Raw genomic sequence first — 10,783 nt, 5'->3', positions numbered from 1 at the left:
ACCCTTACATAGAAAGGCATTTAGCGATTTTTGTCAATTGTTTTTGCTCTAGAGCAAACTAATCAATTAAGTCTCTTACCAGATAAGGATTTAGTCGATTTATGCCCCCCTATCGAACCATACCAAGTAACGAAGAACCATCAGTGATCAGTAAACAGTAATCATTAATCAGTGAAAAGACAGTAGGAAACTTCTATTTAATGCTGCTCACTTAAAACTCAAATCTGATAACTGATAGCTGTCTCCTGTCTCCTGTCTCCTGTCTCCTGTCTCCTGTCTCCTGTCTCAACCAAGAAATTAATTTTGCACGACTACTTATGTTAGACTAGAAAAGTTGTCAAAAATCGCACATCTAGGCGATCGGGTGTTTCTAGGAATCTAGAAATCCAGCCCTAGATGGAGGATAAACCCGAAAAGGAGAAAAATATGCCCGTTGTCTCTCTTGCAGAATTGCTAGAGTCTGGGGTTCACTTTGGCCATCAAACGCGCCGTTGGAACCCGAAAATGTCTCAGTACATCTACACTGCCCGGAATGGGGTTCATATCATTGATTTGGTGCAAACTGCCCAATTAATCGAAGAAGCTTACGAATTTGTCCGAGGAGAAGCCGATCGCGGTAAACGCTTTTTATTCATCGGTACGAAACGGCAAGCGGCAGCAATCATTAAACAGGAAGCTTTACGCAGCGGTAGCCACTTCGTTAACCAACGCTGGTTAGGGGGAATGTTAACCAACTGGGAAACCATTCGCGGCCGGGTAGAAAGACTCAAAGAATTAGAAGAATTAGAAAATAGTGGCGCCCTCGATAAACGACCGAAAAAAGAAGCATCGGTACTGCGTCGGGAATTAGGCAAACTAGAAAAATACCTCGGTGGCATTAAAACCATGCGCCGGCTGCCGGATTTAGTCATCGTAGTGGATCAGCGTCGGGAATACAACGCTATCCAAGAATGCCAAAAATTGGGCATTCCCATCATCTCCCTCTTGGATACTAACTGCGATCCTGACTTGGTAGATGTGCCGATTCCCGCCAACGATGACGCAATTCGCTCAGTCAAACTGATTTTAGGCAAAATTAGCGATGCGATCATCGAAGGTCGTCGCGGTGGTCAAGCAGCGGTGGAAGAATACGAGGAAGACTACGATAATGAAACCGAGTACGAGGAAGAAGGTGATTATTCCCAATACGCCGCCGAATTTGCCAGTGGAGACGACGATAACTAGGGAAAATTAGCCATTGATCGCAGCTAGGTTCGGGGGGAAACTTTCCGAGCCTATCGAGCGGTCAAACCTGCCCCTCTCGTGGCATGATCAATTATAAGCAGTAGGTTAGGAATTTTATGGCGGAAATTACAGCACAACAGGTTAAAGAACTTAGGGAAAAGACCGGCGCCGGCATGATGGATTGCAAGAGGGCGCTGACGGAAAACGCGGGGGATATAACTAAAGCGATCGAATGGTTGCGTCAAAAAGGGATTACTTCCGCCGAGAAAAAAGCCAGTCGGGTAGCGGCAGAAGGGATGATCGGCAGTTACATCCACACCGGCAGCCGCATCGGTGTTTTAGTGGAAGTGAACTGCGAAACCGATTTTGTTGCCCGTCGCGAGGAGTTCAAAAAATTGGTTAATGACGTGGCGATGCAGATTGCCGCTTGTCCTAACGTCGAATATGTGAAAGTGGCCGATATTCCCGCCGAAATCGCCGCCAAAGAAAAAGAAATTGAGATGGGACGGGACGATTTAGCCAATAAACCCGATAATATCAAAGAAAAAATCGTGGCCGGCCGCATTGAAAAACGTTTGAAAGAACTTTCTCTGCTCGATCAACCCTTTATCCGCGATCAGAACATCAGTATTGACGAATTGCTCAAACAAGCGATCGCCGCTTTGGGAGAGAATATTCAGGTGCGTCGTTTCCAACGCTTTGTACTAGGTGAAGGGATCGAGAAAGAAGAAACGGATTTCGCCGCCGAAGTAGCCGCCCAAATGGGACAAAAAGCCCCGGAACCCGTAGCAGCAGCCCCGCAAGTGGAGGAAAAAGCTCCGGAACCGGCAGCGAAGGATAATCCGCCCGCTAAAGGCAAAAAGAAAAAGTAAGTTAAATGAAGATCAATCTGGTGGGGTGCGAGTTTCGTACCCTTTTTGTCTTCAGGGAATTATGAATTATTTGCACTCGTGGTCCCTAGAGGTTGTCGAACGGAAAAAATGCAGATTCAGGAAAAAATCACCGAAATAGCCGCTAAAACAGCGAAAGCGATCGAACTTTCTCAAAATTATTTACTTTCTACCCAATACTCTGACGGTTACTGGTGGGCAGAATTGGAATCTAATGTCACCATCACCTCAGAAGCAATTTTACTGCACAAAATCTGGAAAACTGACAAAAAACGCCCCCTAGACAAAGCCGCCACCCATCTGCGTCAGCAACAGTGTCCTAACGGCGCTTGGGAGTTATTTTATGGTGATGGTGGCGATCTTAGCACCACTGTGGAAGCCTACATGGGGCTGCGACTATTGGGAATTCCCGCTAATGATCCTGCTTTAGAAAAAGCTAGAGAATTTATCTTAGCTAAAGGTGGCATCAGCAAAACCCGCATTTTCACCAAAATGCACCTCGCTTTGATTGGTTGTTACGATTGGCAGGGGGTTCCCTCTATCCCTGCTTGGATTATGCTACTGCCGGAAAATTTCCCTTTTACTATCTATGAAATGTCCAGTTGGGCGCGGGGAAGTACGGTTCCTTTATTAATTGTTTTCGACAAAAAACCCGTGTATAAAATGGGTTTTAATCTCGAGGAACTCTATACAGAAGGGGTAAATAATGTCAAGTATGAGTTACCAAAAAATAACAATTGGTCAGATGTTTTTCTCTGGTTAGATGGGCTGTTTAAATGGGCAGAAAAAACTAATTTGGTTCCCTTCCGTCAAGAAAGTCTGAAAGCGGCGGAAAAATGGGTAATTGAACGACAGGAAGACACGGGGGATTGGGGGGGAATTATCCCGGCGATGTTAAATTCCCTGTTAGCTTTAAAAGCCCTAGGTTATGATGTTTACGATCCGATTGTTGCCCGCGGTTTAAAAGCGGTGGATAATTTTGCCATTGAGACAGATAATACCTATTGTGTACAGCCCTGTGTTTCGCCGGTTTGGGATACGGCTTGGGTAATTCGATCGCTAATTGAATCCGGTCTAAATCCCGCTCATCCAGCTATGATTAAAGCGGGACAATGGTTAATCGATCAACAAATTCTTGATTATGGCGATTGGGCGATTAAAAATAAAATCGGAACCCCCGGGGGTTGGGCTTTTGAATTTGATAATCGCTGGTATCCCGATTTAGACGATTCGGCAGTGGTGGTGATGGCTTTAGAGTTAATTAAAATGCCCGATGAAAATATTAAAAAAGCTGTGATGAAACGGGCAGTTAATTGGATGGCTACTATGCAGTGTAAAGCTGGTGGTTGGGGAGCTTTTGACATCGATAACGATCAAAACTGGCTTAATTCTTTGCCCTATGCCGATCTAAAAGCAATGATCGATCCTAATACGGCTGATGTTACTGCCAGAGTTCTAGAAATGTTAGGTACTTGTGATGTTAAAATGGAGGAAATTCGAGTTAAAAAAGCTTTGGATTATCTGGAAAAAGAACAGGAAGCTGATGGTAGTTGGTTTGGTCGTTGGGGTGTAAATTATATTTATGGAACCAGTGGGGCATTATCTGCTTTGGCTTTTCTGGAACCGAATAAATATCGCCAGCAATTGCAAAAAGGAGCCAATTGGTTAAGCAGTTGTCAAAATGTTGATGGTGGTTGGGGTGAAACCTGTTTTAGTTACAATAACCCTAAATTTAAAGGACAGGGAAATAGTACCGCTTCCCAAACTGCTTGGGCATTAATCGGTTTATTAGCCGTCGGGAAAGTCACCGGTAATTATCAGCGAGAAGTAATCGAAAAGGGCGTTAACTATCTTCTTGTTACCCAAAAAGAAAATGGTACATGGGATGAAGATTACTTCACTGGTACAGGTTTTCCCTGTCATTTTTACCTGAAATATCATTTCTATCAGCAGTATTTTCCTTTACTGGCTTTGGGGCGTTATCGGGCTTTGATTTAGTCCGTTAACCTATGCGTTAAGACAGGAAATAAATTTAACTGTCTAGCGCATTTTTTGTGACTAACTAGGAAGAAATAAATCAGGAGATATATTTAAAAAATTGGCTAATTTTTGAATATAGATAGGGGTTAACTCTTGTTGCCCATCAAGAATATCATCCAGGGTTGACTTACTTTCAAAAATAGATAGCAAATCTTGCTTTTGTAGGTTTCTTTCCTCTAATATAAATTTCAACAATTCAAGTCCATAAATATCAGGTATTGGCTCTTGATTTTCCTCGTACTCATAAATTAAAGACCCTAAAACATTTAGATATTCCCTTTCTTCTACCGTTAATTGGGGTTTGTCTAACAGGCGATTAATAACCTCCTGCATCATTTCTAAGTCTTCCTCATTGTGAATAGGACGAGGAGGGTATTGCTTTAATAATTCTAAGTATTTATCAGTGGCAAACATAAAGATAACTCTAATTTTATGGTTTAAATAGGGGTGACTGAAGGAGATACAAAATTTTTAGTTAATAATTTATAGTTTTCATAAGTGGGTGGGTGGAATTAAATATAAGATAAACGTAGGTTGGGTTGAAGCATGAAACCCAACGCCCGCATGGGTTACGCTACCGCTAACCCATCCTACAAATAATTTTTCCTCCCTACTTATTTGGAGATTCAGAGATTTAGATCAATATTTATTGAACCACGAATCTTTTTTCCATTGGTTTTTATTATATTCAGCATGGGTTAGTATTTTTCTAATGAAAACATTTCTATGTTGAAAATCAACATAAGTTATTAGTCGATAGTTGTTGCCGCAAATGTTGAATACTATAAAATTACCCACTAAGTCAGCCGAAGAAAAATCCTGACGAATATCTTGGAAACTTTGCCATTTTGCTTGACTAACTTGCTTGTACCAATAACGTAAACCAGCCTGAGCCTCTGGATGAGTTTCCCAAAAAATTCTTAAGGTGGCTCTTGAAATAATATGCATAATTTTTTATTAATCTTTTAAGTTTTATTTTCATGACGAATAATCTCCTTGTTTGCTTGCTTGCTTGCTAGTATAGCAAACTGCGAAGCCTCTAGTCAAGTATTTTAATTTCTCTGATAAACCGCATCCACAGGGAACCCCGTAGTTTTGCTTTTTCGGCTACGATCCTTGCATAGCAATACTTTTAAGGCTTAATGGCTTGCCCGTGAAATTCCAGTTATCTAGCTGGTTGCGGTTTATTAATATTTATTAATTAGCAGAATTTGTAATTAACTAGCTAAGTCTCTTGATAGCCGACTCAAGGCTAAAAAATTTATTTAGTAGTAATTACACTTATGCTCGATCAACTATTGCCTTTAGATACCCCACACCTTAATAATTAAGTATAGAATAGCCAAGTCTCCAAACTATCGCTTAACCAAAACTTCTATTATCCTGATGAGAAACCTCTATTTTCTTTTGCCCGGTACTACTTCTCCTTTTGGTGGGGGTGGACTGTGGGCAGAAATGAAAACCGTCAATTTGGCTAGTCAAATTTGTAGCGCCCAGATTGTGACTTATCGTCAAAAAGAGTTAAATTATCCTTTTTTAGAGGATATACTCGCCAAAATAAGCTCGGATGACAGTATTTTTGTGGTTAGCTGGGGTTTTGATCTTCCTAAACTGGTGCAAAAATTGCGATCGCAGAATATCATCTATCATGCCCATAGTACAGGTTACGGCTTCCGTTTACCCTCCGGCATACCAATTATCACCGTTAGCCGTAATACTATGGGTTATTGGGGAGAAAAGGCTCCTAATGCTTTGATTTACTATCTTCCTAATCAAATTGGCTCAGAATTTCTCAATTTAGGCTTAGAAAGAGATATCGATGTCCTAGTACAGGGGCGCAAATCCTCAAAGTATCTTCTCAATCGTCTAGTTCCCGCCCTCCGTCCCCACTGTCGCGTTAAGGTTTTAGATAGCTATGTGGAGGATTTAGTGGGATTATTCAATCGCAGTCGGGTTTATCTCTACGATTCGGCTGAATATTGGGCTGTAAACGGTTTAACGGAGGGTTTTGGCTTACCGCCCCTGGAAGCTTTAGCCTGTGGTTGTACGGTATTTTCTAGCGTTAATAGCGCCTTAGCCGATTATCTCGATCCCGGTTTCAATTGTCAAAAAATCGGGGCTTATTCCAGTCAATACGATCTGGAACGTATTCTTAATTATGTCCGTAATTTTCCCGTTAATTCTTTACCGGCTAATTTTCTCGATGATTATAATCCCGAAAAATTACTACCACGTTTTGAAACAATTTTAAGAGAAATTAATGATTTCTTTGATATTAAAAAACATTATCCGGCTGATATAGAAGGTTTAGAACCCCTGCGACTTAAAAAATTATGGATACAGAGTTCTCTGGCTAAACTTAAGAAAAAACTGTTTAAGTAGTGGTGATATTTCCTTAATTAGGGTTTGCTGAAAAAGCTTTTCCTAGGGGCAGGGTGTGGGGTGTGGGGTGTGGGGTGTGGGGTTTTACCGATTTTCAGGTGGTCAATTACCTAATTTTCAGGGAAAAAGTCCAGGGATTTTCCCCCCAATCACTCCAAAGGTCGGCACTTTTTGAGGGAAAACAAGTCTAAAAGTCTTATCCAACAAGGTTTTTAGATTTATTCAGCAAACCTTAATTATTCGCCAATTCAAAAATCAAACGCACCACTCCTTAAGAGTTGACAGAGAAAGGCTGATCAGCTATTCAGTTATCAGTGATCAGTTATCAGTTATCAGTGAACAGGGATATCGGGAGAAAAAAGCTGATGGCTGACTCCCCAAAAGGAAAACTTTCTACTTCACCATTAAGATAACTGCTATATAGGGTTTGCTGAATAATGGTAAAACCCTTTTAAAATAAGGCTTTTGACCTGTTAAAATCCGATGTTCATGCTGCGAAAATCCGATTGGGACTCTCAAAAACCTTGCATTATCCCTCTCATAGTACATAAATTGGTACAAAAAAAGAGGGCAACAAAGCCTGAAACGACCAGCTACTGACTCCTGACTCCTGACTCCTGACTCCTGACTCCTAACCCCACCAACAAACTTTTTCAGCAAACCCTATATAATTATTTCTAACTCTTACCCCCAGGATATTTATGAAGCGAGGAATTTACATTACCGCTAATGATCGAGTTATCGAGCAGGCGATCGCATTAATGAATAGTATTCGTTTGTACGATCCTGATTCTCCCGTCATCTTGATTCCCTACGACAATAATTATCAAAAAATTGCCGATTTATTAGCAGAAAAATATGGCGTTATTCTCTATCCCGATCTGCAATTGGTGGAAGAATTGGCACAGAAAATATATGATATTTTTGGAGAAAAATTCTTTGCTCGTCCCAATCAATTTCGCAAGCAGGTGTGTTGGTTTGGAGAATTAGATCAATTTCTTTATATCGATACGGATATCGTAGTTTTTGAAAAAATAATAGATAATCTAAATTTCCTCGATACCTACGATTTTCTCTGCTGTGATTACCAACACAAAAAAGGGATTACTGATGTTTTTAATCCGATTGTTTTAGAACAAGGAATCTTCACAGAAAATGATCTAACTGGGATGTTTAACGGTGGTTTTTGGGCTAGTAAAAAGAATTTGTTCTCAGAACAGGAATTATATAGCGCTTTTCAAGAATGTGCCGCTCATCCAGAATATTTTGATTTTTCTCAAAAAACCTCCGATCAACCGATTATTAATTATACCATTCTCAAACGAGTTCCCAATCGATTTAATATTGTCCGCGCTCCGGGTTGTCAAGCGGGAAATTGGGGGGGGAGTCCTCATTTTCAACGTCAGGGGAATATCTTAATCGATCCGAGATTAAATCAGCCCTTAAAATATTTACATTGGGCAGGAATTCGCATCGAACCGGGATGTCCCTACTGGGATATCTGGAAATATTATCGTTATCTAGATGATCCTAATCCCCCCGCAGATCCGCCAGCAAGCAAACCCAAAAATCCTTTGCAGAGATTATTAGATAAAATCAAATTATAGGTTTGATTTTTCCTCTCGCACCATTAAGATAACTGCGGCAATTTAACTCCAATCCTGTTGCTCCTCAGTTTGGCGAATTTGATACACTTGTCCGTGACTGTGCAGTGGTCGAGTTTTTGCCCATAAACTAGCTTCATCTAACTGCCATTTTTCTAGGATTAAATCTAAATCTCTTTGGATTTCTCTTGCTCCCGGAAAGTTTTGATAACGTATGCGTAAACGAGCGCATTCAGCTAAGTTTAAATCATTGGGTTCTGATTGCAGCAGCTGATCAACAATCGGGCGATCTAGTCTTTCCTGTGGATGTTGTTGTTCTTGATTTTTACTAGCCATAATTAGGGTTTGCGGCACAAAGTTTTTCCTGGGGGCAGGGTGTGGGGTGTAGGGTGTAGGGTGTAGAGTTTTACCCATTTTCAGGGAGTCAATTACCTAATACCAAATCCGTTGAGTATAGGCTACATATCAGGAGAGGCACTCATGCAAAAGGGGAAATAAATAATCAGTTTTTAATAACTGGATTTAGGATCAGAATATTTTCGGGCTTGGCGGTGTCAACTTTGGCATCAGGACTGCCGACCGCCTTCGTTAACTTTTCCCGCTTAAATTTTATGTTTTCCCATCTCATCATCATTAAACCCCTCGGCATGATGTACGGCAGTTCCGGCGCGTTCCTCTCCCCGGAAAACCTTGTCGGACGTTCTGGCTCTAAATTTCCCCCCGATGCCGCCACCCTATCCGGACTATTTTTCAGCGCCAATAAAACGACCCATCAGTATAGCCATCGGGAATTAAGAGACAACCTCTTCATCGCTGGCCCCTTCTGGGCCAAAACCGATAGTCTTCGTAACGTCTATATCCCGATTCCCCGCACGAAAATAATCGCCACCAAGAAATCCGACGAATGGCGAATCATAGCTGCACCCGATCGACAAGTCGTCTGGGAGCGAGATTGCGACAAGGACTCAATAGAACCCGAATTTTCCTGGATTTCCAGTGAAGATTGGACAGAATCGGCGCAATACATCGCCGAAAGAGGATTTGCGGAACTCTCACCGTGGGAATTTACCCCGATCCTACATCCCAAGCTAGAGATCGATCGACGCTGTACCGTCGAGAAGGACGGTCTGTTTTTAGAATACGCCGTGCAGATGAAGGAGGGAACCTGTTTGATCTATCTAGCCACCCATCCCCTCGATCCGGGATGGTATAAATTCGGCGGAGAAAATCATCTAGTCGAGATCGAGAGCGTTGAGATTAAACCGGATTGGGCCATCTATCAATTGCTGAGACAGCCAATCGAACAGGCCTTTGCGACGATTACTCCGGCCATCTGGGGATCGAAACGATTTTCCTCCCGAATTCCTGAACAACCCGATTTCCCCTCAGTTCAACTGCTGCTCACCGACAAACCCATCCCCTACCGTTACGGTTTAGGTGGACGCTTGGGACGGGGTAGGTATTCCGTTCCTTCGGGAAGCGTGTATGTGCTGGAAGAACCGATCGGGCGATCGTGGTGGGACTGGCCGGAAGACTGGTTTCCTAGAGAGGGGTTTCCCCTCAAACATATCGGCTGTGGACTATCTCTACCGCTAACAATAAAAGGATTGAATTGAATGTATCTAAAAGCCTACGGCATCATTGAAACCCTTGCCCCACTCCATCTGGGAGCCGCCGCCGGGGAAGAAAGCGGCAACCTTAACCTGATCTTTCGCGATCAGTTTACCCAAACGGGCATAATCCCCAGTAGTTCCCTACGCGGTCGTCTCCGCTCCGATATGTTAGCCCGTTTAACAAGCCAATACAAGAAGCAAGGGCAACCCCCGGAACAGGCCAAAACGAGCGCGTTACAAGAAGTGGAACGCTGGTACGGCCGCGGTGCAGAAAAAAACCGACAGGAAAACTACGATTACGAATCGATTATCAAACCAGAACACGCCTCGATCGTCTGGCTGCCAGTTTTCTGCCCCGGACAACCGATCGTTTGGGTTAGTTGTCCGAGTTTACTGCGACGCTACCAACGCATTGCCGACGTGAAGGCAGACATCCCCCCCGAGTACACCGGCTCGCAAACTCTAAAAACCCGTTCCAAAAACAACTCTGACCCCGTACTTTTCTTCAACTTGGGGTTTATCACGGTGAGTTACCCGAATTGGGATCTAACACCCTGGTTTCCCCTCAAAAACCTGCCCGCCGTGGTGGTCGATGACAATGATATGGGTATGATCCACGATATGGCCCTCTATCGTCAGAGTCGCGTGCAGTTAGAAGAAGATCGGAAAGTGGCGGCTAATAAAGCTTTTTTTAATGTCGAGGCAATACCAGAAGGAACAGTCCTCGCTTTTCCCCTTGCCCTTAAACCGATCGATGATAACGTTTGGGACAACTGGAAACCACTGGAACAAGATAAAACGGGGGATATTTATCTAGGGGGACTCGAATCGGTCGGCTTCGGCCACTGCATGATGACCTTGAAAAACTTATCGAAAGTTTAACCGGAAATTAGACCTCTTGCATAATTTTTTTATGGTATAATATAAAGTTTTGCTTTTTTCTCAATTCTTAGATTGAAGTGGAAAAAAGAATAAAATGTGATCTTAGGTCAGGAAATCATCTATAATTTTGCTATGTTTATTAGCAAAA

Annotated in this window: 10 protein-coding genes; 7 read left to right on the top strand and 3 right to left on the bottom strand. The window is 42.5% G+C overall.

Annotation, left to right across the window (positions count from 1 at the left end; all coding sequences use genetic code 11):
- Window positions 1-426 precede the first annotated feature (426 nt).
- The 3 genes from rpsB to shc all read left to right on the top strand — a co-directional run bounded on the left by rpsB (window position 427) and on the right by shc (window position 4,112).
- Window positions 427-1,224, top strand: coding sequence for a 30S ribosomal protein S2 (gene rpsB, locus O9290_RS23585; RefSeq protein WP_079210095.1), 798 nt, complete (start codon window positions 427-429; stop codon window positions 1,222-1,224).
- A gap of 116 nt (window positions 1,225-1,340) precedes the next feature.
- Window positions 1,341-2,096, top strand: coding sequence for a translation elongation factor Ts (gene tsf, locus O9290_RS23580; RefSeq protein WP_002753383.1), 756 nt, complete (start codon window positions 1,341-1,343; stop codon window positions 2,094-2,096).
- A 108-nt stretch (window positions 2,097-2,204) separates the two neighbouring features.
- Entirely contained in the window at window positions 2,205-4,112 is a 1,908-nt protein-coding gene (gene shc, locus O9290_RS23575; RefSeq protein ID WP_288058529.1) for a squalene--hopene cyclase, read from the top strand.
- 60 nt (window positions 4,113-4,172) lie between these two features.
- On the opposite strand, the gene O9290_RS23570 is transcribed toward shc, so the two are convergent.
- On the bottom strand, window positions 4,173-4,568 hold the full coding sequence (locus O9290_RS23570) for a helix-turn-helix domain-containing protein (protein WP_002760994.1): 396 nt from the start codon (window positions 4,566-4,568) through the stop codon (window positions 4,173-4,175).
- A 225-nt stretch (window positions 4,569-4,793) separates the two neighbouring features.
- Window positions 4,794-5,102, bottom strand: a complete 309-nt coding sequence (locus O9290_RS23565) for a type II toxin-antitoxin system HigB family toxin (RefSeq protein WP_008200663.1) — start codon at window positions 5,100-5,102, stop codon at window positions 4,794-4,796.
- A 438-nt stretch (window positions 5,103-5,540) separates the two neighbouring features.
- Between O9290_RS23565 and O9290_RS23560 the strand changes: the two genes are divergently transcribed.
- Both O9290_RS23560 and O9290_RS23555 read left to right on the top strand, forming a co-directional pair.
- The gene (locus O9290_RS23560; RefSeq protein ID WP_288059360.1) at window positions 5,541-6,536 is read left to right on the top strand and encodes a glycosyltransferase; all 996 of its coding nucleotides are present in this window, start codon (window positions 5,541-5,543) and stop codon (window positions 6,534-6,536) included.
- A 701-nt stretch (window positions 6,537-7,237) separates the two neighbouring features.
- A complete protein-coding gene (locus tag O9290_RS23555; protein WP_002760988.1) occupies window positions 7,238-8,143 on the top strand; it encodes an Npun_R2821/Npun_R2822 family protein in 906 nt (301 codons plus the stop codon).
- A gap of 42 nt (window positions 8,144-8,185) precedes the next feature.
- Here the strand turns inward: O9290_RS23555 and O9290_RS23550 are convergent, their stop codons facing one another.
- Window positions 8,186-8,476, bottom strand: coding sequence for a DUF3288 family protein (locus tag O9290_RS23550; RefSeq protein WP_004162669.1), 291 nt, complete (start codon window positions 8,474-8,476; stop codon window positions 8,186-8,188).
- Between the two features lie 275 nt (window positions 8,477-8,751).
- Here O9290_RS23550 and O9290_RS23545 point away from each other — a divergent pair, with 275 nt between their 5' ends.
- Window positions 8,752-9,756 carry a CRISPR-associated protein gene (locus O9290_RS23545; RefSeq protein WP_288056686.1) on the top strand — a complete coding sequence of 335 codons (1,005 nt, stop codon included), beginning with the start codon at window positions 8,752-8,754 and terminating at the stop codon, window positions 9,754-9,756.
- Entirely contained in the window at window positions 9,757-10,635 is an 879-nt protein-coding gene (locus O9290_RS23540; RefSeq protein ID WP_287661982.1) for an RAMP superfamily CRISPR-associated protein, read from the top strand.
- Window positions 10,636-10,783: the final 148 nt, after the last annotated feature.

The sequence above is a fragment of the Microcystis sp. LE19-41.2A genome, from assembly GCF_027530405.1.
GTDB classification, from domain to species: domain Bacteria; phylum Cyanobacteriota; class Cyanobacteriia; order Cyanobacteriales; family Microcystaceae; genus Microcystis; species Microcystis aeruginosa.
Note: the sequence above shows the minus strand (reverse complement) of the source record. Positions and strands in the feature narration are given on the sequence as shown.

Bases quoted from the DNA above. Each gene is read 5' to 3' on its own strand.
- O9290_RS23550 (WP_004162669.1), bottom strand. From the start codon at position 8,476: ATGGCTAGTAAAAATCAAGAACAACAACATCCACAGGAAAGACTAGAT.
- rpsB (WP_079210095.1), top strand. From the start codon at position 427: ATGCCCGTTGTCTCTCTTGCAGAATTGCTAGAGTCTGGGGTTCACTTT.
- O9290_RS23565 (WP_008200663.1), bottom strand. From the start codon at position 5,102: ATGCATATTATTTCAAGAGCCACCTTAAGAATTTTTTGGGAAACTCAT.
- O9290_RS23545 (WP_288056686.1), top strand. From the start codon at position 8,752: ATGTTTTCCCATCTCATCATCATTAAACCCCTCGGCATGATGTACGGC.
- O9290_RS23540 (WP_287661982.1), top strand. From the start codon at position 9,757: ATGTATCTAAAAGCCTACGGCATCATTGAAACCCTTGCCCCACTCCAT.
- tsf (WP_002753383.1), top strand. From the start codon at position 1,341: ATGGCGGAAATTACAGCACAACAGGTTAAAGAACTTAGGGAAAAGACC.
- shc (WP_288058529.1), top strand. From the start codon at position 2,205: ATGCAGATTCAGGAAAAAATCACCGAAATAGCCGCTAAAACAGCGAAA.
- O9290_RS23555 (WP_002760988.1), top strand. From the start codon at position 7,238: ATGAAGCGAGGAATTTACATTACCGCTAATGATCGAGTTATCGAGCAG.
- O9290_RS23570 (WP_002760994.1), bottom strand. From the start codon at position 4,568: ATGTTTGCCACTGATAAATACTTAGAATTATTAAAGCAATACCCTCCT.
- O9290_RS23560 (WP_288059360.1), top strand. From the start codon at position 5,541: ATGAGAAACCTCTATTTTCTTTTGCCCGGTACTACTTCTCCTTTTGGT.